The sequence below is a fragment of the Comamonas sediminis genome, assembly GCF_041107495.1.
Lineage (GTDB): Bacteria > Pseudomonadota > Gammaproteobacteria > Burkholderiales > Burkholderiaceae_C > Comamonas > Comamonas sediminis.
In genome coordinates, this window is record NZ_JBGBDC010000004.1 from 248,971 (window position 1) to 269,384 (window position 20,414).

The following is a 20,414-nucleotide window of genomic DNA, read 5'->3' on the forward strand; positions in this document are numbered from 1 at the left end:
ACAGAACAGGCAAGCCAGCGCCCGCAGTTGCGCTAAGCTGGCTGGCTTGCAGCCATTTCACCGTGCCCGCTCCACTGCACAGCGCAGGGGTGCGGGACAGACCAGGAGACAGGTTTTGGCAAACAACGATCCCTTGCGCGTCGGCATTCTTTTTTCGGAAACTGGCACCACGTCCACCATCGGTCAATCGCAGCTGCAGGGCAGCCTGCTGGCCATCGACGAAATCAACAACGCCGGTGGCGTTCTTGGGCGGGAGCTGGTGGCCGTGCGCTACGACCCGGCGTCCAACCCTGCCGAGTACGCGCGCCTGGCCGAGCAGTTGATCATGCACGACCGCGTCAACACCATCTTTGGCTGCTATATGTCCAGCAGCCGCAAGGCCGTGCTGCCCGTCGTCGAGAAATGGAACAAGCTCTTGTTCTACCCCACGCTCTACGAAGGCTTCGAGTTCTCGGCGAACATCATCTACACCGGCGCCGCCCCCAACCAGAACAGCGTGCAGTTGGCCGATTTCATGACCAGCAGCTTTGGTGCGCGTGTATACCTCATCGGCTCGGACTACATCTACCCGTATGAATCCAACCGCATACTGCGCGAATTGGTTCTGCAGCACCCCGAGGGCGACATCCTCGGCGAGCGCTACCTGCCGCTGACGGCCACCGAGCAGGACTACCAGACCGTCATGGACGATGTGCGCCAGAAGCGCCCTGACTTCATCTTTTCCACGGTGGTCGGCGACTCCACCGCCCGGCTGTACCGCGCCTATGCCGATGCCGGGTTCGACACCAGGGAAATGCCGATTTGCAGCCTCACGACGTCGGAGGCCGAGATCGGACAAATGGGCTTTGACATCGCAGCCGGCCACATCACCTCGGCGCCTTATTTCCAGTCGATCCCATCTGCCGCCAACCAGCGCTGCCTGGCCCACCTCAAACGGCTATTCGGCGATGACTGCCGCCCCAATCTGTGCTGGGAAGCCTCGTATTTTCAGATGCATATGTTCGCCAATGCCTTTCGCCGCTCGGGCAGCGACACCGTCAGCGAGTTGCTGCCTCACCTGCTGGGCAGCGAGTTTGATGCCCCGCAGGGGCGTGTGCGCATCGATCCCGGCAACCACCACACCTGGGTCTACCCCCGTATTGGCCGGGCCAATGCGCAAGGAGCGTTCAGCATTCTGCGCGAGGCCAAACGCGCCGTATCGCCTGACCCTTATCTGGTCACCCATTCCCTGGGCGACTGGACGGTGAAGACCGAGGTCTGAGCGTGAACCAGCAGCAGCCCCGCGCCACCTCGCAGCACCTCAAAGAGCTGCGGCAACTCAACATCATCCTGATGCACCCCGATGATGCCGATGGCTTGCTGCTGGCCCAGCAGCTCCAGCGTATCGGCTGCCAGGTGCGCAGCGTCTGGCCACCGGTGCAGCAGCTGCCGGGCGACCCGGATATCGTGCTGTTGGCGGTACGCCCTGATTTTTTACACCTGCTCATGCCGTGGGCGAGCGGCGAGCAGGCGCCCGCCCTGGTCGCGGTGGTGAACTATGAAAACCCCACCATCGTGTCTGCCGTGCTGGAGCTCAAGGCCCAGGCCGTCCTGCCTTCGCCGATTCGCTCCTTTGGCCTGCTCTCCACCTTGGTCGTTGCGCGGCAGATCCACAAGGAGCACCGGCAGATGCAGCAACACGTGCACAAACTGCAAAACAAGCTGCTGGGCCAACGCCGTGTGACCGACGCCAAAGCCATCCTCATCGCCACCCACCAGGTCAGTGAAGACCGCGCCTACGAAATGCTGCGCGAGCAGGCCATGAAAAAGCGCGTATCCGTCGAAGAGATCGCCCAGGCCATCATCGGCGCGAGCGAATTGTTGGGGATGAAAGGCAAGCCCGAGTAATTGCAGCCGGGTTGTGGGGAGGCGTGGAAGACCCTCGGTCTGCTGCAGAGATGGCCATGGGCGCATGGCACCGAGGCGAGGCTGACAGCCCGCAGCAGCCCATCTGCCCATCCCGCCGCCGTCCCATTACTGCACTCGCCGGCTACCGTGTAGAGGCATAGAGACAGCCGTTCTTCAATTGCCCCGAAGGGGTGATGCGCTCATTTTTCATCACGCCCTCCAGCAGCATCCCCGCGCTGGCGCAGGTCGCGCGGCTGCCCGCGTTGTCTTCATCGGTGCGCGCAAACACCCGCCGCGCCTTCAATTGCGTAAATGCCAAGTGCAGCACTGCCGTGACCGCTTCCTTCGCAAATCCGTTTCGGTGCATGCCAGTGCGCATCCAAAAACCCATCTCCATGCTGGGAATGTCCCAGCGGATCGTGTGCAGGCCCACGCTGCCGACCAATCGCTGCTGGTGGTCCCACACCAGAAATGCCAGGCCCGTGCCGTTTTCGCGGTCACGCATGCTCGCCAGGCAGAAGTCTTCAGAGGCGGATGCCGAGGGCTCATACAGTGCCCAGGGCAGCGAGGTGGGCCAGGCGCGCAGGCTGTCCAGGCTTTCTACGACGGCAGCGTAAACGGCTTGGCCATCGCCGGGGCCGGCTAGGCGCAAGCTCAGGCGGGGTGTTTGGATGGGGGTGTCGACACTGTCAGGGAACATCGGCGCTTTCATGGGTTGAACAAAGCCGAGCGCAGGGCGCCTGTGGCGCTTCTCAGGCCTTGGATGCCAGCCAGCATAGCCTGTGCGCCGTACCCCAAGCCCCATCCACCCCGGGCAAAACACACCCCTCCCAGCGACCAAGGGTTAGCACTGAAAGCCATTCAGGCTTTTGTTTGTACTATTTACCTGTCGGCAGGTATGTAGTCCAACACCAAGATCTGGACGGCCGGCCAAAGACACGGTTCATCGCAAAAAAAGAGCTGATCAAGGAGACAACGTGAAATCTGTACGCCCGCATGCATTGCTTTTGTCGTTACTCGCGGCCATGGCCGCGCCGTCTGCTTCCTGGGCCCAGGTCAGTGATGACGTGGTCCGCATTGGTGTGATGGGGGACCAGACGGGGCCTTACTCGGGCAACGGCGGGCCCGGCCATGCGCTGGCCGTCAAGATGGCGGTCGAGGACTTTGGTGGCAAGGTGCTGGGCAAGCCCATCGAGGTGGTGGTGGCCGATGACCAGAACAAGCCCGATATCGGCCTGAGCATCACCCGCCGCTGGCTGGATGTGGAGAAGTTCGACACGATCGTCGGCAACTCCGCCTCGTCGATCGCGCTGACGGTGGCCCAGCTGATGAAGGAGCGCAGCAAGCCCTACCTGATCGCAGGCACCACGACGGCCGACCTGACCAACAAGGCCTGCTCGCCGATGAATTTCAACTTCGTTGCCGACTCCTACGCGATGCCCAAGGCGGGGGTGAAGGCGCTGCTGAAGCAAGGCGTCAAGAGCTTCTACTTCATCGCGGTCGACTACGCCTTTGGCCAGGCCTACCTGGATGAGGCCACGCGCTTTATCAAAGAGGGGGGCGGCAAGGTGGCCGGGGTCACGCGCCATCCGCTGGGCACGGCCGATTTCTCGTCCTACCTGCTGCAGGCGCAGGCCAGCGGTGCCGAGGCGATTGTCATCATCAACGCGGGGCTGGATCTGTCCAACGCGCTCAAGCAAGCGGCCGAGTACCGCATTGCCCGGGGCGGCCAGAAGGTCGCCGTGTTTGGCATGACGATCAACAGCGTCACCGCCATGGGCCTGGATGTGGCCCAGGGCCTGCAGCTGGCGCTGCCCTTCTACTGGGACCAGAACGACGAGACCCGGGCCTGGTCCAAGCGCTTCATGGCGCGCTACAACAATGGCGCGCCCACCTACCTGATGGCCGGTGCCTACAGCGCCACCACGCACTACCTGCAGGCGGTGCAGGCCGCCGGTACCGACGAGGGCAAGGCCGTAGCGGCCAAGATCCGCGAGCTGCCGGTCAACGACTTCTTCTCCAAGCAGGTCAAGGTGCGGGCCGATGGCCAGGTGCTGCGGCCGCTCTATGCGGTGCAGGTCAAGACACCGGCGGAGTCCAAGGCCAAGTTCGACTACTACAAGATCATCGGCACCATCGCGCCGGAAGACGCCTGGCGCCCCGCCTCCGAAAGCGTCTGCGACCTGCTCAAGGGGCAGTGATGGGCCGCACCCTCGTCACCGGTGCCGCACGCGGCATTGGCCGCGCCATTGCGCTGCGCCTGGCCCAGGATGCCCATGACCAGGGCGCTAGGGCGCAGCTGACCCTGCTGGACCAGCATGCGGCTGAGCTGGATGCGCTGGCCGCCGAGCTGCAAGCGCTGGGCGCCCAGGTCCAGGTGCTGGCGGGTGATCTGTCGGGGCTGGACTTTGCCGCCCAGGCGGTGGCTGCTGCCGTGCAGCGCTGGGGCGGGCTCGATGGGCTGGTCAGCAATGCGGGCGCGGCTTTTCCCGGTGCGCTGAGCGATTACCAAGTCGCCGACTGGGACCGGACCTTTGCGCTCAATGCGCGGGCGCCGTTGCTGCTGGCCCAGGCCGCCCTGGCGCCGCTGCGTGCCAGTGGCGGCAGCATCGTGGTCATCACCTCGGTGTCGGCCAGCCATGCCACGCCGCCGCTGGGCGCCTACAGTGCCAGCAAGGCGGCAGCGCTGATGCTGGTGCGCCAGCTGGCGACCGAGTGGGGCCCGCTGGGTGTGCGCACCAATGCGCTCTCACCCGGCTTGATCGCCACGCCCGGTACCGCGCTGGCCTATGCCGACCCGGCCGCCAAGGCCCACCGCGAGCAGCGCGTGCCGCTGCGCCGCATTGGTGAGCCGGGTGATATAGCCGGTGCCGTCAGCTTCTTGCTGAGCGATGCGGCTGCCTACATCAACGGTGCCGAGCTGGTGGTCGATGGCGGACTGGCCCACACCATGATGGCCTCGCTGCCCCAACAGGCCTGGCAGGACCAGGCGGCGCAGAGCCGCTTGCCCCAGGCCGCTGCCGCAGGCTAGGCCGCAACGGGCCAGCCCCTAGCAACAACATATTTTGTGATGGAGACCTGCCGTGTCTATCTCTCAAAAATTCAAGCGGGCCGCCAGCTGGGGCGTGCTCATCGGCGCCTGGGCCGGGGCGGTGGTACAGGCGGCGGAGTTCCCTGACAAGCAGGTCACCATCGTCGTGCCCTATGCGGCCGGTGGTTTTACCGACCAGGTGGCCCGCGCCATTGCGCCGGTGCTGGCCGAGAAATGGGGCAAGCCCGTGGTGATCGACAACCGTCCCGGCGGCGGCACCACCATTGGCACGGCCCTGGTCGCCCGGGCTCCCGCCGATGGCCATACCCTGCTGCTGAGCAGTCTGGGCTACCTGACCAACCCGCTGATGATGCCCCGCCTGCCCTATGACCCGCAGGACCTCAAGCCGCTGATGATGGTGTCCGAGTCACCCAGCGTGCTCTATGTCGGCAAGCAAGTGCCCGCCAACAACCTGGCCGAGTTCGCCAGCTATATGCGTGCCAACGATGGCAAGGTGGCCTTTGCCTCATCTGGCGTCGGCTCCAGCCCGCATATCTGTGCCGAGATGCTGGCCTCGGCCGTCGGCGCGCACATCATCCACGCGCCCTACCGGGGCAATGCCCCGGCCTTGAATGCCTTGATGGCTGGAGAGGTGGCCGCCTTGCTCGATGCCCCCAGCTCGGTCAGCTATGTACAGGCCGGGCGCATGAAGGTGCTGGGCGTTGCCAGTGACAAACCGGTGCGCAGCGCCCTGCCGCTGACCCCGTTCTCCCAGTCGTCCGCGCCCGAGCTCAAGCCCTACAGCTGCAGCAGCTTCTTTGGCTTCTTCATGCCCGCCAAGGTGCCCGCAGCCCTGCAGCAGCGCATCTACCGCGATCTGCGCGCGGTGGTGGAAGTGCCCACGGTGGCCGAGGGCGTCACCCGCCCCGGCGGCGAGCTGCACCTGCTCGGCCCCGAAGACTTCACGGCTTACCTGGATGCCCAGCGCCCGCGCTGGGCCGCCGTGATCCGAGAAAAGCACATTACCCAGGAATGAGGGCAGGGGGCCCTCAGCCCCTGCCAACCCCTTGTCGTTTGATTTGACCTTGAACCCGGAAACATGACAGCAACCACCGATCCCTATGCCGACTTTCGACAAACCCTGCGCGATTTTGCGCAGCAGCACTGCCCGCCCGCGCTGAAAGCCAAGGTCCGCGCCAACGAGAAGCTGGGCCGCGCCGAGATGAGCGCGTGGGCCAAGATCCTGCAGCGCAAGGGCTGGAGCGCCCCCAACTGGCCGATCGAGTGGGGCGGCACCGGCTGGGACATGCAGCAGCGCTACCTGTTTGAAGAGGTGATGGCGCAGGAAGACTGCCCGCCGCTCTACCACCATGGCATCGGCCACATCGGCCCGGTGATCATGCACTTTGGCACGCCCGCGCAAAAGGAGCGCTACCTGCCGCGCATTGTGGACGGCAGCGAATGGTGGTGCCAGGGCTACTCCGAGCCTGGCGCCGGCTCCGACCTGGCCTCGCTGCGCACCGCAGCGGTGCGCGACGGCGATGACTATGTCATCAACGGCCAGAAGATCTGGACCTCCCATGCGCAGGAGGCCGACATGATGTACACCCTCGTGCGCACCTCCAAGGAGGGCAAGAAGCAGGCTGGTATCTCCTTGCTGCTGGTGCCGATGAATGCGCCCGGCATCGAGGTGCGCCCCATCCCGACGATTGACCACTGGCACCATGTCAACGAGGTGTTCTTGCGCGATGTGCGCGTGCCCGTGGCCAACCTGATTGGCGAAGAGGGTGGCGGCTGGGCCTGCGCCAAGTTCCTGCTTGACCGCGAGCGCCTGTCGCCCGCCACCGTGCCGCGCCTGGTGCGCCTGCTGGAGCAGATCGAGCAGCCGCTGCGCGAGCGCGGCCGCACGCAACAGGGCGCCAGCCAGCACATGCTGCTGGAGCGCCTGTTCCTGGCGCAGGCAGCCGTGGCGGGCGCCAAGGAGATGCTGATCAGCGCCATCGACGAAGAGATGCAGGGCACCCTGGCCTCGTCCAAGTCTTCGGCGCTCAAGCTGTTCTGCTCCGACCTGGCCCAGCAGATCATCGGCATTGCCTTTGACATGAGCCCCGGCTACGCGGCCCGCCTGATTCCGAGCCTGCCCGAGAGCAGCCCCGCCGATGTGGAGCTCAAGCGCGAGCTGATCCACACCTACCTCTTCTACCGCTCTCGCACCTTGGCCGGTGGTACCAGCGAAGTACAAAAAAACGTGATTGCACGCGATATCTTTGGAGCCTGACCCATGCCTTTTCAAGCCTCTCCCATGTTTCCGGGCGATTTGTACGACACAACGCTGCGGGTGGCAGCCGATGCGGTGGCGGTCAATGCCGCTTTGACCGAAGCCCAGTCCTCCGTCCAGGCCAGTGACAGCTGGCAGCAGTTTCTGGAGCTCGGCTGGCAAGCCGTGCTGGTGCCCGAAGCCAGTGGCGGCGCGGGCTCGACCTTCGCCGATGTGGCCTCGATCGCAGAGGCCGCTGGCCGCTATGGCCTGACCACGCCGCTGGTGGCACGCTGCGCCGTGGTGCCAGCGGTGCTGGGTGCCATACCCGGCCGCGACGATGTGGCCCAGATGCTGGGCCTGCTAGCGGCCGGTGAAGTCTCGATCGCCCCCGTGTTTGCGCATGACGGCAGTTGCAGCCTGACGGCGATGGTCGATGCCGAAGGCGTGCAACTGCAGGGCAGCCTGCGTGGCATCGACCTGAGCGAGCCCGCCAGCCATTTGCTTTTTCTGGCCCGCAGCGCTGCTGGCGAGGCCTTGCTGCTGCTGGCCAGCCGAGACCAATTAGGCGGCAGCCTGCAAAGCTGGGCTGGCCACGACGGCCGGCTGACCGCCGACCTGAGCCTGAAGGCCACGCGCCTGCCCGCCAGCGCCGTGCTGCAACGCGGCCGGGCGGCCGTGGCTGCTGCCGAGCGCGCCAATACCGTGGGCGCGCTGGTCTGCTGCGCGCAGATCGTCGGCGCCATTGGCGCGATGGTGGAGCAGACCATCGAGTACCTGAACACCCGCCAGCAGTTTGGCGTGCAGCTCTCCACCTTCCAGGCGCTGCGCCACCGCACGGTAGAGATGTATGTGGCCTATGAGAGCGTACGCGGCATGGTGCGCGAGCGCGTCGTGGCCTTTGACCTTGGGGATAGTGATGCGCATGCGGTGGCGCTGCTCAAGCACTACCTGTCGATCGCTGCCCGCCAGGTGGGCGAGTCGGCCATCCAGCTGCATGGCGGCATCGGCATGTCGCGCGAGCTGCCTGCCGCCCGTCTGGCCATGCATGCGATTGGCTGCAGCCTGCAGTGGGGCGACCGCTACGAGCAGCTCGACAGCCTGGCAGCCGACATGGCCGCCGAGATCGCGGCTGAAGTCGCCGCTGAATCGGCACCCACCGCCGCCCGCGCCTGAGAGGAGCCGCCATGAGCCACGCATCTTCATCCCTCGACGCCTTGTTCCACCCCCGTTCGGTGGCGCTGGTGGGCGCTTCGTCCGATCCCGAACGCATTGGCGGCCGGCCGCTGCGCTTCATGCTCGAAGCCGGCTTTGCCGCACCCATCTACCCGGTCAACCGCAGCGGCGCGCTGATCCAGGGCCTGCAGTCCTACCAGAAGGTGTCCGATATCCCTTTCCCGGTCGACCAGGCCATCATCTGCGTGCCGGTGGCCGGGGTGGAAGAGGCCGTGCGCGATGCCATTGCCAAGGGCGTCAAGGCCATCCAGGTGATGACGGCCGGCTTTGCCGAGATTGATGCAGCCGGCCGCGCGCTGCAGGACCGCATGGTGGGCCTGTGCCGCGCAGCCGGTGTGCGCATGCTAGGCCCCAACTCGCTGGGCCTGCTGAATGTGCCGGCCCGCTTTTTCTCGACCTTCTCCACTTTTCTCAACGGCGCCCAGCCCCGGCCGGGCGCCATCTCGCTGGCCACGCAAAGCGGCGCCTTTGGCTCGGCCGCCTATGGCATGGCCACCTTGCGCGGCCTGGGTTTCAGTAAGATCATCGCCACCGGCAATGAGGCCGATGTTGATGTGGCCGAGAGCATCGACTACCTGGCCGACGACCCCGACACCCGCATCATTTGCGCGGCGGTGGAATCCTGCCGCGACGGCAACCGCCTGCGCCGCGCCTTGCTCAAGGCGGCCCGCGCCGGCAAGCCGGTGCTGATCATGAAGGTGGGGCGCACCGAGCTGGGTGCCGCTGCTGCCTCCACCCACACCGGCTCGCTGGCCGGCAACGACAAGGTCTACGACACGGTGTTCCGCGAATGCGGCGCGCTGCGGCCCGAGTCCATCGAGGAGATGCTGGACATCGCCTACCTCTACACCGTCAGCGGCGTGCTGCCGGCCAATGACGAACTGGGCGTGTTCACCGGCTCGGGCGGCATCGGCGTGCTGATGGCCGACGAGGCAGGCGCGCAGGGCATGGAGCTGCCACCGTTGCCCGCCCCCGCCCGCGAGGCGACCCTGGCGCTGCTGCCCTTTGCGGTGGCCGCCAACCCGCTGGACATGACGGCCCAGGTCACCTCGGTAGCCAGTGGCACCGCGCGCACCCTGGGTGTGATGCTGGAGCACACGCGCTATGGCGCAGTGCTGGGCTACCTGGCCCATGTGGGCCTGTCGCCCGAGCGCTTTGCCAGCACCCAGCAAGAGATTGCCGCGCTGGCCGCGCAGCACCGCGAGCGCCTCACTATCCTGGTGATGCTGGCCTTGCCCCAGGTGCGCAGCGCGCTGGAGAAGCAGGGCGTTGCCGTTTTCGAGGACCCGACCCGCGCCGTGCGCGCCGTTGCCGGCCTGGCCAAGATTCGCCAGCGCAGGCAGGCGCTGTACCAGCTGCCCGGCAGCGTACCGCCCGCTGCGCCCGCGTTGGCACTGGACGATGTGCATACCGAAAGCGGCGCCAAGCGGGCGCTGTCGGCTGCCGGGCTGCCGGTGCCGCCGGAGTACCTGTGCAGCACCGCCGCCCAGGCGGCCGCAGCAGCGGCAGAAGTCGGTTTTCCCGTGGTGGCCAAGATTGTCTCACCCGACATCGCGCACAAGACCGAGGTTGGTGGTGTTCTGCTCAACCTGCAGGATGCTGCTGCCGTCGAGCGCGCCTTTGGCACCTTGATGGACCGCGCCCGCACAGCGCGGCCCGGTGCCCGCCTGGAGGGCGTGTTGATCGCCCCGATGCTCAGTGGCGGCGTGGAGGTGATCCTGGGCCTGCACCGCGACCCGACCTTTGGCCAGATGGTGATGTATGGCAGCGGCGGCACGGCGGTGGAGCTGTTCCAGGATGTGGCGCTGGCATCGGCACCGCTCAGCACAGCCCGCGCCCAGGCGCTGGTCGATGCGGTGCGCTCCAGCCAGCTGCTGCGCGGCTGGCGCGGCGGGCCGCACTACGATGAGGCCGCACTGGTGCAGGCGCTGTGCCGGCTGTCGGAGTTTGCGGTGCAGCATGCCGACAGCATCCAGAGCGTGGACATCAACCCGCTGATGGTGCGCACCCAGGGCGCCATGTGCCTGGATGCGGTGATCGAGCTGCGCGTGCAGGAGGCACAGCCATGAGCAGCGAAGCACGACTGGCCCAGCTGGAGGCGCGGCTCCAGGCACTGAGCGACCGCGAGGCGATCCGCGAAGCCCTCTACTCCTACTGCCGGGGCATTGACCGGGGCGACGAATCCGCCCTGCGCGCCGCCTACTGGCCCGATGCCACGGACCGCCATGGCGCCTACCAGGGCAGTGCGGAAGGCTTTATCCAGGCAGCGCTGCCCCAGCTGGCCAAGGGGCGCTACATCCACAACATTGCCAACCTGTCCATCCACCTGAACGGCGATTCTGCCGCGGTGGAGGCGTATTTTCTGGCCTACCAGACGGACACCGATGCCGCTGGCGCGCCGCGCGCCACCTTCTTGTGCGGCCGCTATGTCGATCTGTTCACCTGCCGCGCCACGGCCACCGCCGCGCGCGAATGGCGGGTGGCCAGGCGCGTGGTGGTTTACGACTGGCAGGACATCTGGGCCGCGCCCACGCAGGACGAAGCCACGCGCTTTGGCCGGCGCCTGCCCCTGGGCGCCAGGGCGCCTGACGACCCCTGGTACGCGTTGATGCGCGAGGTGGCCATGCCCGCCAGTCCCTAAGCGCGTCCCCGCTCTGGCGGATCGCCTCCGCCCCTTCTGCCCCTGCATCTGACTGCAGGGACTCCTTTTCTCACTGCCTTGCCTAGCGCGGTGGGGATCTGCTCGGTCTAACAAAACAGCAAAGCGTTTTCACCGTGGTCGTGCATGGGGCCAGGCCCGACCACGTCTTTCCAAAAGTACTACAGGAGACACACCATGAAAGCCAACAAGCCCAGACTTCATCCGCTGCTTGCAGCACTCATCGCTACCACGGCGGCCGGGGGCGCAGCGGCGCAAACCGCGCAGACCCAGGAACTCAAGCAGATCACGTCGCCAGCCGGGGGGCTGGCGCTGGGCAGCAGCAGCTCGGTGCAGGTCTATGGCCTGATCGACAGCAGCGTGGCCAGCGTATCGATGCAAGGCCAGCGCGCCACCAAGCTGGAGAGCGGCCACATGATGGGCTCACGCCTGGGCTTCAAGGGCAGCGAGGACCTGGGCGGCGGCCTGCGTGCCAACTTCCAGCTGGAGATGGGCATCAACACCTCCAACGGCGCGCAGCAGCAAAACCAGGGCTTTGGCGCCAAGGCCTTTGGCCGGGGCTCGCTGATCAGCCTGACCGGCAACTTTGGTGAGCTGCGTATGGGCCGTACCCTGGCATCGCTGCCGACCGAAGTGCAGGCCGTGGGTGACCCCTTTGGCCTGGGCGGCGGCGGCAACCTGCAGGGCATCCAGCCATCGCCCGGCCGGCAGAACAACAACATCCTCTACCAAAGCCCGTCGATCGGCGGCTTTATCGGCAAGGCGGCCTACACCATCAGTGAGTACACGCGCCAGAACATCGACATCGAGCACCGTGCCCACCAGTACACCCTGGCGCTGTTCTACAAGAACGACGCCTGGAGCGCGGCCGTATCGGCCACGCGCATGACCAACCCCACGGATGGATCGGCGACGCGCTATTTCAACTCGGCGCTGGCCTATGACTTCAAGGCCTTCAAGCTGTTTGGCTCGTTTGCCACCTTCAAGAACCCCGGCGCGGCCATTACGCCGACCGTGAACACCGGCCTGGACAACAGCGGCCAGCTCGCCGGCTTCCCCTCGGTGGGCTACTACGAAGGCCAGGACGACCGCAGCTTCTCGATCGGCGCCTCGGTCAAGCTCGGCCCAAGCACCTTGCTGCTCAACGCCATCGACCTGAACGACACCGGCCCGCTGAACCGCGATGCGCGCCAGTACGGCGTCGCCTATCTGTACCCCATGTCCAAGCGCACCACCTTGTACACGGACTACGGCTATGTGAAGAACAAGAACGGCGCCGGCTACACCTTGACCGGCGCGGTGACCGCTGCCGGCTTCACCAACAACGGCAACAGCAATGCCTACCGGGTGGGCATCATCCACAGTTTCTGATAGCTGACGAAAGCAACAAGGCCCAGGCGCTTGCAGCGCCTGGGCCTTGTTTGATGGGGCGTAGCTTTAGCGTGTTGGATTGCTAGCCAGCAGCCCCTGGAAGATCATGTCAATGTACTGCTGCACCACCTGGCGGGTGCTGAGCCGCCCGGTGGGCGAGTGCCAGCGGGGCAGCTGGTTGAGCACGGCCAGCAGCATGCGGCTGGCAATGGTGGGGTCCACCTTCTGGAACACCTGGCTGTCAATGGCCTGTTTGACCGCGTCGCGCAGCAGTTTTTCATACTCGTCACGCAGGGCCAGGTTCTCGGGGCGGGGCTTGGCATTGTCGCCAAACCAGAACATGTTGGAGCCAGCGATCCAGGAGTCGCGGTTGCGCTCCATATAGTCGGCTGATGACAGCATGAACTCGCGCACCTTACCCTCTGGGGTGGCCACCTTGCCCATGGCTGCAGACACGTAGTTGACGAGGGTGCGCATGCCATCGACCAGGATGCTCTCGTAGAGCGCATCCTTGTTGGGGAAGTGGTAGTAGAGCGCGGCCTTGGTGATCTGGGCCTCTTCGGCAATGTCGCGCAGCGAGGTGCCATCAAAGCCCTTGGTGGCAAACAGCCGCATCGCTATTTCTATCAGTTGCTCTTTCCGGTCTTCCACACGCATGCGCGTGCTGCTGCCTTCTTCGGGGGCGTCGGAGGGTTTCGTCGTGTTTTTTTGCATAGTCACCAAAATTTATTTGCCCTGATATCGCCCGGGAGACGGTCGATCCGCACCCGGCTGCTTGTGGCTTCTGGGCGGTGGCACCATCATAGTTCAACGAAAATCATCCATCCATCGGGCCCAGCCCGACGCTTTCTTGCGGCCGTTAAGGCTGCGCTGGCCGGGTGTGGCAGCCCTGGGCCAGCTGCAGTGATCGATGATTCTCGGCACGTGTGAGTGAGTTCCGCTCACAGGGCCCCAGCCAATACGAGGTCTGCGATGGAGGCTCGCCGCCCCCAACAAGGCTTGGCGCAGCTGGCGAGGCAAAGACCCATCAGGGTTGAGTAAGCGGCTATTAGCAGATCTCAGCGGCCCTTGTAGACCGGCTCGCGCTTTTCCAAAAACGCCTGCTGCGCCTCGCGCGTGTCTTCCGTCTTGGACAGCGCCACGGTGTTGCCTTGCTCGTAGCGGTAGGCATCGCGGGTGGGCATCAGCAAAGTCATGCGCGCGGCTTCCTTGGCCAGGCGCAAGGCGATAGGGCTCTTGGAGGCAATCTCGCGCGCCATCTCCATCGCATAGGGCATCAGCTGGTCGGCGGGCAGGCAGGCTTCGATCAGGCCCAGGCGGTACATCTCTTGCGCCGACACCTTCATGCCGGTAAAGAACATGCGGCGCGCGCGCGATTGGCTGAAATAGCGCTGCAAGAAGGTGACACCCCCCGCCAGCCCCACATTGATTTCAGGCATCGAGAAATAGGCATCTTCCGAAGCCACCCAGATATCCGAAGCCATCACCAGCCCAAAGCCAGCCCCCAGCGCTGGCCCGTTGATGGCAGCAATGATGGGCTTGGAGCACTCCATGATCGCGTTGTTCGACTCGCGCACCAGGCGGTTGTGGCGGCCATAGGCACCCGGCTCACCGGCCAGGTTAGGGCGCTCGCGAATGTCGGCACCGGCCGAGAACACCTTGCCCGTGCCCGTGAGCACGATACAGGCCACATCGTCGCGGTCAGACAGCTCGTCAAACAGCTCCATGATCTCGTTGCGGAACTCCTTGTTCTGCGCGTTGACGGGAGGGCGGTTGAGGGTGACAACGGCAATCTTGTCCTTGATATCGACGATGAGCGTGTTGTAGGCCATGCAGGGTCTCCTGGTTGAATACTAGTAATTTACCGGTCGGCAAGTAAATATTAGCGAATAACGGCGGAGGGCTCAAGCGGGTTGGTACGGGGGAGGGGTGGGGGTGTCGCTCAGGTGATTGGGGGACTGAAGGGAGCGCAGGCCAGGACGGATCCAGCCTGATTTGTCAGCTGTCGGTGATTGCAGAGGTTCGAATTTCTCGTTCCGCGACCTAAGCTTGTGGCATATACGTTGAAAGTTCAAGGATTTGGATGCGCCGTTTGGTGGGTTGACGGATCGCAGTGCTCTGAGTGCATTCGTACCACGTTACGCAGCCTTCGAAGCTGTAGTTGCAAGAGGAAACTTCAGGCGTATGGCAGTCAGTCCACTCAACCGGTTAATAGTTCGTGCTACCTGCGTTAGTTCAGCGAGTTGTCTTGCATTAAGCTACGGATCGTTGATCCGTAAATGCTCAAAGTTGTGGAGCGACTGCAAGATAAGCGTCAGTTGTGAATGGCTGTTTTAAAGATCACGAGCTTATTAGTGCCGATGCATATTGATCTGCACTGGCGATGGAATATTATCCAGGCAACGAGATAGCCTTTGAAATCATAGTCTGTGAATAATAATAGAATAGCTAATCATCTCATCCTTTTGGCGTCTATTATCTTTTCTGGCAATTTATTTGGTGCAATCCTTTTTATATTTCTGTGGCTTGAATTATCGCCGATTTCCTGCTGAGCTCTCTTTTCCCGATCCCGTATCTGGGTTGATATGCTCCATAGCCGATCGCGCTTGGGTAAGGCATTGGGGGGGCTAAGCCTCATTTTAATCTTATTGAATACTAGGCTAGTGCATCTTGAGTTATAACTGCAAAAGAGCTAGCTATGCAAATTCATTAGCTTGATCTCGTCAATCATTTCCTGGATGATGACTTTGAATCTCAATTAAAAATGATAACAGACCATTTGACACAATATAGCCTGATTTGCATTTGTGCTTTGAGGTTTAGTTCATTGGATGTGTGCTGGTATTAAATTATCTGCCAGCACAGCTCTTTGCTTTGGTAGGTCGTGCGAAGATACGCAGAGCAGATAGCGGCATCTTGTTAAAATTTGAATTTTAATCGTTCCTGATTTTATGACTTTTCAGAAGCTGGATATAATCTAAAGATCCGTGTACATCATTGCCGGAGATTATGCATCTTTTAAATGTACTGAAGTTGTTGAGAAAATCATCTTTGCCTGATGATAATCTTATCATATGAAGAAGATGCGGTACGCTTAAAAAAACGAAATCATGAATTGGATCTTGATCTTTTGATATTTTTATGATTTCAGCTCTTAATCTTGTAACGTCATCAATAGTTTTATTGCATCTCTTTATTTTATCTTGGTCATGAAATTCAGGATCTGAGAAATTCTTTCCTATAAAATTTCTCAAAATTGACATAGATATCAATCTATTCTGTAACATGCCCCAGTCAAATAGTGAAATAGAAATGCCGTCTATTTCTTCTCTTTGTTTTAAAATTATCCCATTTTTAAATTCTATTTTTTTATTTGTCAACATGCTTAAGTAGTGAGTGAGAATTTGTTTTTGAGACGAGAAGAAGGAGAGTGACAGATCAATTATTGCGGATGCAGGGTCGCCCGACAATGCTGCAGCAGTAATTGTTTTCTTTTTTGATTCTAAAAATATAGTTTTCTTTTCACTCTCAATGACAACGTCGCATTCAAAAGATTTACCTTTGAATTCATATTCTTCTGAAAATAATGTTGGTTGTATTTTCTCTTTATTTAAAAAGTCAAATAGGAATTTCTCAATAGATTCGCCGACGTTTGAATCGGTATCTTCATACACTCCTCTGAGGGTTGTCATTAATGCGGTAATTAAGCCAATGCCAGCTAATGCAGGATCTAGCATTAAATATTTATTGCCTTTTTGCCAAATGAGTGGTTTGCTGTGGAGATTTAATTTCTTTGAGTCGTTAGGGATAATATAATTTTCATTTACTTCAAAAGTTTTATGCGTAATAGAGTTAAGTATTTTGTTGACGGTGAGCTTATTCAAGCAGGTTGCTTTGCAAATACTCTCAACTGTGTAGAAAATAGTAATTCCATTGTGCGGGTATGGTTTTACGAGTATTTCAGCAATTTTAATAAAATCGTTTAAGTCCCATTGGATTTTTTCCTTGATATATTTATTGTCTACCCAGGAGAATAAATTTTTCAAGTATTCTAGACAATCATCTGGTGATAATTGTTTAAAGCTAAAAAATACTTCCCTAAGAATTGCATCAGTTATATACTTGGGCAGTGTCTCTGCATCTACAAAGTTCAATTCAAATGCATTAAATACTTCAACATCGTAAGTTGAAATAAATGCTGTAGATAGGTCAATGAAATAATTAATGCTTTCGGCTTTGACATTGTGCGGGGTTTCAATAAGGTGCTTTGACGATATGTTTAATATGTAACCGATAGGCATTGACGCACCTTCAATCGGCAGAGGGTTAGTTTTAGCTAAATTAGGAATTGAATATCTTTCATTTCTGTACCACATCCTGCCTCTCATATCTTTGAATAAATGCTGGATTATTCTTCTTCCTCCTATTTCTTTGGCTAGTTGGTTAATTTTAGTTGCGATCGATTCTTTGGTTTTGTCCGTTAATACAAATGTATTTCCGCTGATATTGACTTCGTATCCATTTTTTGCAAGAAATAAAGCATTGGCCGCTACTATTTTGTCTTTCTCAGGTACATCGATTTGATCGTCATTTATGTAGCAGGAGAGTAGTATTATTTTCTGTGTGATAGCAATCCATTTTTCCTTTTGATCTAATCTTATGGTTTCCCGATTTCCGAGATAGTAATGCAAAGTGCCGCAAATAAAGCTATACTTAAACTTTAAATCGAATAATTGCTCTCTTCTATAAAGCGCACTTTTAAGTTTTCCAAGAAAAATTCCGCCCTCGCTATTTAGTACCTGTTCTTTTAAAAATCCGCCTAAAAAATTATTTGCCCAATAACTCGTTATTTGATCAGTTTTAAAATAAACACACAAATCTTCAAGTGTGCTAAAGACTGGCGCTTTTGAAATTGCCTCATCGCATATTTCAATAAATCTAATTACATCATCTTCTTTTATCATGAAATTCCTTTGAGGATTAATGTGGTATATTAATTTTATTAACTAATTCTATCGCGCTATTGAATCTGTGCTAGTATTTAATGCTTGGTTTATAAGCTGTTTCTAAACGTCCCATTTAAATAATTTCTTGCGTAGACATGAACTTTTTAGGGCGAGTATCATAGTGTATTGTAAAAGAATGACACTTTTGGTAAATGGGGCAAGAGCATCTCTGGCGAAGAGTTATTTGTCAGTCTTCAGAAACAATACCCCGGCTGTCACAACGGTGCGCAGTTTGCCTATTATTACCACCGAGTTTTGCTAATAATTCATTACAACTCTTATCATGTTAGAGGGTAGAGGCAAGTGTGCAGAGTGGAGCAATGTCAAGAATTAAGTTTCATGCAGTTACATTTGGGTGCGGACCATTATAAGGCCGCTTATTGAATAGCTCACGATGCTTTCGGTGCCACTGCTCTACATAGCCTGGATGGGCGTTTTTGCTTTGCAGCGCTGATTGTGGTAATTGGTGGTTGTACAAGGCCGCGTAGCGCATCAGCGTTTGCTCTAAATCCTCGGCGCTGTTAAAGCGATGGGTCTTGAGGACACCAGCGATGCTGCCGCTGAAGCGTTCAATCAAGCTGTTGATTCTGGGTGTCCGGAGCCGCTTCAGGCGATGCTGGATACCCAGTTGCTCGTACAGGAAATCCAGCTCATGGCTGCAACTAGGCTCTTTTGCCAACTGGCGAACAAGGTATGTGTGAACTCCTTGCCGTTACATGTCAGCAGCCTGGTTATCTTGGTCGGAGGTACTTTGTGCAGGCCTCTCAAGAAGACCTTGGTGCCCGCTGCCGTTTTGGCAGGCCTGATCTGCACAAACACCCAGCGCGTGGCCTTGCCGATGGCCACGAACAAATAGCGGCGCTTGGTTTCGTCCTGCATCAGGGCAAGTGCTTCACATCCATGTGCAATTAGCCGGGAACATAGATCTTAAAGGCCTTGTGCCCTTTTTAGGCTCGGCGGACTTGAGGGTATTGAAATTGCCAACGTCGTGCCGTCGTTGGCACCGGTCCAGGCCCGAACGCGATACCTTGCTGCAGATGAACTCGCGGGCAACGGCCTTCCAGTCATCAAGTAGATGCAGCAGCGCTGGGCTCAGATGCACCACCGCCATTTCTTGCGCGGGTGTGAGCTATGTTTGAAGGCGATGCGCGGTGTGAAAGCGGTCTTGAAAGCTATGGCGCTTCTTCCATTTGTTGACCGTCTGCTCAGTACTGCCAAAACGCTGGGCTAGCACGCTGGTGGTCTCATCGATGGCAGCGATCAGGGCGCGAACTGTTGGGGTGGCGCGTGCATTCTTGTGCAGGCTATTTGCATGACGGGCTTCCGGTGGACTGCACCGACTGCACTAGCTCACGCAGCACCTCGTGAGTATGAACAGCAGATAGCGATTTTTTATCTGTGCAATTTACATGGATGCGGCATGTAGTCACCGAGGCAGATTATGGAAATATGCGATCAATCGGCGTTTTTTCGGACTAATTCAGCGCGCCCAACATTCAGTTGCCGACGATTTGGTTTTTTAAAATCTGTGCATGCAGAAAGATATCAATGAGCTTATACTATCTAACGATGAATTTATTTTGAAAATTTGAATTTCTCGTTGGACAAATTTTTCTTAATACCTCTTATGCAACTTGAGCCGGTGTAACTAATAGTCTCTAATTGTTAGTATAATATTGGAATTAAGCCAAATGGAATTCTAATAGTTAGGGTGTTTATGGTCGAAAAATTCAAAGTTTTTGAGGATGATGAACTCGGTTATCGAGATTGGTTAGATCAAAATAGTAATGGATTCGTGTTGAACTCAGAGCGTCCTCCACGCCCAAATTACATGCGATTGCATACGGCAGAGTGTCATCACATCAAGTATCCAGCCACGCATGCAAATACTGATCCCTTTACCAGCCGTGGATACATGAAAGTTTGCGCCAATGATCCAGCTGACCTACTTGTTTGGATGGAAGCTAAAGGCGCTACCAAATTTTCTCATTTGTGTAGCAAGTGTGGAGTCGCTGACTTAATAAAAATTGCTGAAAAATTACAGTCTAAGAGCACAAAAAATGATTGGACTGAGCAAGAATTGCGCGCTGCTGTAATCTCATATTTGAAAATGCAGTCCAAAGAATTGAATGGTGAAGCTTTTTCCAAAAAGCAATTCTACGAAATCTTAGCTGGAGAGTATGGGCGTTCTTCCAAAGCATTTGAGTATCGCATGCAGAACATATCCTACGTTCTTTCGCTGATGGGCAGGGACTGGATTGCAGGACTAAAGCCTGCAAAGAATGTTGGTAGAAAAGTTGCCCACGCTATTGAGTCGTTGGTCCTAGAGTTGACTCATAGTTTTAATTCTCCCTTTGTAGCATTTGAAATAGAGGTTCGAGAGAAAGTAGACGACAAAAGGCAAGAGATACCCATCGGCAACAGAAATCCTGGCACAACTCGCACCGAGGTAACCCAGTTTATACGCGACCCTGCGGTTAAAGCCTGGGTGTTAAAACAGGCTGCAGGGATTTGCGAGTGCTGTGGAGCCTACGCGCCTTTTGAAAACACAGACGGTCAGCCGTTCCTAGAGGTTCATCATGTTCGTAAGTTGGCGGCCGGAGGTTCGGATACCGTCAGCAACGCTGTCGCGCTATGTCCCAATTGCCATCGTGCAATGCATTATGGGATAAAAGCTAAAGAGCTTGTAGACCTATTAGTTTGCAAAGTCATTCGCTTAATTCCTGAATAAATTCTGTGGAACCATGTGAGGTTGATTATTGCTAAGGTCAGGCTTTGTATTTAATTTGGTTGCGAATGCATGCGGATAAATTGCATGCAAATCAGTCATGTTTATGCTGACCTTAGCAGCGGATCTTCTGTGGGCGGCACGTGGAGGCGTTTATGTGCGGAGGTTGAATGCAAGCTGATTGCATTAAATTTTCATCTCTCCACTGCCGATTTTTGCTGCAGTCGCTGAAGAATTTT

15 protein-coding genes and 1 pseudogene are annotated in these 20,414 nt (G+C 58.2%); 11 read left to right on the forward strand and 5 right to left on the reverse strand.

Annotated elements, in window-relative coordinates; genetic code table 11:
* The first annotated feature begins 115 nt into the window (after positions 1-115).
* Together AB7A72_RS11290 and AB7A72_RS11295 are read left to right on the forward strand one after the other, a co-directional pair.
* A complete protein-coding gene (locus AB7A72_RS11290) occupies positions 116-1,261 on the forward strand; it encodes a transporter substrate-binding domain-containing protein (protein ID WP_369460014.1) in 1,146 nt (381 codons plus the stop codon).
* A 2-nt stretch (positions 1,262-1,263) separates the two neighbouring features.
* Positions 1,264-1,887, forward strand: a complete 624-nt coding sequence (locus AB7A72_RS11295) for an ANTAR domain-containing response regulator (protein WP_239812571.1) — start codon at positions 1,264-1,266, stop codon at positions 1,885-1,887.
* Positions 1,888-2,029: 142 nt separating this feature from the next.
* Here the strand turns inward: AB7A72_RS11295 and AB7A72_RS11300 are convergent, their stop codons facing one another.
* The gene (locus tag AB7A72_RS11300; protein WP_369460015.1) at positions 2,030-2,587 is read right to left on the reverse strand and encodes a GNAT family N-acetyltransferase; all 558 of its coding nucleotides are present in this window, start codon (positions 2,585-2,587) and stop codon (positions 2,030-2,032) included.
* A 277-nt stretch (positions 2,588-2,864) separates the two neighbouring features.
* Here AB7A72_RS11300 and AB7A72_RS11305 point away from each other — a divergent pair, with 277 nt between their 5' ends.
* The 8 genes from AB7A72_RS11305 (at position 2,865) to AB7A72_RS11340 (ending at position 12,441) form a co-directional block, all read left to right on the forward strand.
* Entirely contained in the window at positions 2,865-4,088 is a 1,224-nt protein-coding gene (locus AB7A72_RS11305; RefSeq protein WP_312461086.1) for an ABC transporter substrate-binding protein, read from the forward strand.
* Positions 4,088-4,918 (forward strand): SDR family NAD(P)-dependent oxidoreductase, encoded by an 831-nt coding sequence (locus AB7A72_RS11310; protein WP_369460016.1) that lies wholly within the window; start codon positions 4,088-4,090, stop codon positions 4,916-4,918. Before AB7A72_RS11305 ends, AB7A72_RS11310 begins: the two co-directional genes overlap by 1 nt.
* Positions 4,919-4,970: 52 nt before the next feature.
* Positions 4,971-5,954 carry a Bug family tripartite tricarboxylate transporter substrate binding protein gene (locus AB7A72_RS11315; RefSeq protein ID WP_369460017.1) on the forward strand — a complete coding sequence of 328 codons (984 nt, stop codon included), beginning with the start codon at positions 4,971-4,973 and terminating at the stop codon, positions 5,952-5,954.
* A gap of 63 nt (positions 5,955-6,017) precedes the next feature.
* Positions 6,018-7,196 carry an acyl-CoA dehydrogenase family protein gene (locus tag AB7A72_RS11320; protein ID WP_313330860.1) on the forward strand — a complete coding sequence of 393 codons (1,179 nt, stop codon included), beginning with the start codon at positions 6,018-6,020 and terminating at the stop codon, positions 7,194-7,196.
* A gap of 3 nt (positions 7,197-7,199) precedes the next feature.
* Positions 7,200-8,351 carry an acyl-CoA dehydrogenase family protein gene (locus tag AB7A72_RS11325; protein ID WP_369460018.1) on the forward strand — a complete coding sequence of 384 codons (1,152 nt, stop codon included), beginning with the start codon at positions 7,200-7,202 and terminating at the stop codon, positions 8,349-8,351.
* An 11-nt stretch (positions 8,352-8,362) separates the two neighbouring features.
* The gene (locus tag AB7A72_RS11330; RefSeq protein ID WP_369460019.1) at positions 8,363-10,480 is read left to right on the forward strand and encodes an acetate--CoA ligase family protein; all 2,118 of its coding nucleotides are present in this window, start codon (positions 8,363-8,365) and stop codon (positions 10,478-10,480) included.
* Positions 10,477-11,052, forward strand: coding sequence for a nuclear transport factor 2 family protein (locus AB7A72_RS11335; RefSeq protein ID WP_369460020.1), 576 nt, complete (start codon positions 10,477-10,479; stop codon positions 11,050-11,052). Before AB7A72_RS11330 ends, AB7A72_RS11335 begins: the two co-directional genes overlap by 4 nt.
* A 195-nt stretch (positions 11,053-11,247) precedes the next feature.
* Complete coding sequence (locus tag AB7A72_RS11340; RefSeq protein ID WP_369460021.1) at positions 11,248-12,441, forward strand: porin; 1,194 nt, start codon at positions 11,248-11,250, stop codon at positions 12,439-12,441.
* Positions 12,442-12,507: 66 nt separating this feature from the next.
* Here the strand turns inward: AB7A72_RS11340 and AB7A72_RS11345 are convergent, their stop codons facing one another.
* The 4 genes and pseudogenes from AB7A72_RS11345 to AB7A72_RS11360 form a co-directional block, all read right to left on the reverse strand.
* Complete coding sequence (locus tag AB7A72_RS11345; RefSeq protein ID WP_369460134.1) at positions 12,508-13,155, reverse strand: TetR/AcrR family transcriptional regulator; 648 nt, start codon at positions 13,153-13,155, stop codon at positions 12,508-12,510.
* Positions 13,156-13,499: 344 nt separating this feature from the next.
* Positions 13,500-14,273, reverse strand: coding sequence for an enoyl-CoA hydratase/isomerase family protein (locus tag AB7A72_RS11350; RefSeq protein WP_021028139.1), 774 nt, complete (start codon positions 14,271-14,273; stop codon positions 13,500-13,502).
* A 1,101-nt stretch (positions 14,274-15,374) separates the two neighbouring features.
* Positions 15,375-17,405, reverse strand: coding sequence for a hypothetical protein (locus AB7A72_RS11355; RefSeq protein ID WP_369460022.1), 2,031 nt, complete (start codon positions 17,403-17,405; stop codon positions 15,375-15,377).
* A 379-nt stretch (positions 17,406-17,784) separates the two neighbouring features.
* Positions 17,785-18,750 (reverse strand): annotated as a pseudogene (locus tag AB7A72_RS11360) (integrase core domain-containing protein).
* A 414-nt stretch (positions 18,751-19,164) separates the two neighbouring features.
* Between AB7A72_RS11360 and AB7A72_RS11365 the strand changes: the two are divergent.
* Complete coding sequence (locus tag AB7A72_RS11365) at positions 19,165-20,178, forward strand: HNH endonuclease (protein WP_369460023.1); 1,014 nt, start codon at positions 19,165-19,167, stop codon at positions 20,176-20,178.
* The last annotated feature ends 236 nt before the right edge of the window (positions 20,179-20,414 follow it).

What these genes read in the sequence shown, in the direction of transcription:
- AB7A72_RS11300 (WP_369460015.1), bottom strand. Translation starts at nt 2,587, where the DNA reads ATGTTCCCTGACAGTGTCGACACCCCCATCCAAACACCCCGCCTGAGC.
- AB7A72_RS11310 (WP_369460016.1), top strand. Translation starts at nt 4,088, where the DNA reads ATGGGCCGCACCCTCGTCACCGGTGCCGCACGCGGCATTGGCCGCGCC.
- AB7A72_RS11320 (WP_313330860.1), top strand. Translation starts at nt 6,018, where the DNA reads ATGACAGCAACCACCGATCCCTATGCCGACTTTCGACAAACCCTGCGC.
- AB7A72_RS11325 (WP_369460018.1), top strand. Translation starts at nt 7,200, where the DNA reads ATGCCTTTTCAAGCCTCTCCCATGTTTCCGGGCGATTTGTACGACACA.
- AB7A72_RS11330 (WP_369460019.1), top strand. Translation starts at nt 8,363, where the DNA reads ATGAGCCACGCATCTTCATCCCTCGACGCCTTGTTCCACCCCCGTTCG.
- AB7A72_RS11335 (WP_369460020.1), top strand. Translation starts at nt 10,477, where the DNA reads ATGAGCAGCGAAGCACGACTGGCCCAGCTGGAGGCGCGGCTCCAGGCA.
- AB7A72_RS11340 (WP_369460021.1), top strand. Translation starts at nt 11,248, where the DNA reads ATGAAAGCCAACAAGCCCAGACTTCATCCGCTGCTTGCAGCACTCATC.
- AB7A72_RS11345 (WP_369460134.1), bottom strand. Translation starts at nt 13,155, where the DNA reads ATGCAAAAAAACACGACGAAACCCTCCGACGCCCCCGAAGAAGGCAGC.
- AB7A72_RS11350 (WP_021028139.1), bottom strand. Translation starts at nt 14,273, where the DNA reads ATGGCCTACAACACGCTCATCGTCGATATCAAGGACAAGATTGCCGTT.
- AB7A72_RS11355 (WP_369460022.1), bottom strand. Translation starts at nt 17,405, where the DNA reads ATGATAAAAGAAGATGATGTAATTAGATTTATTGAAATATGCGATGAG.
- AB7A72_RS11365 (WP_369460023.1), top strand. Translation starts at nt 19,165, where the DNA reads ATGGTCGAAAAATTCAAAGTTTTTGAGGATGATGAACTCGGTTATCGA.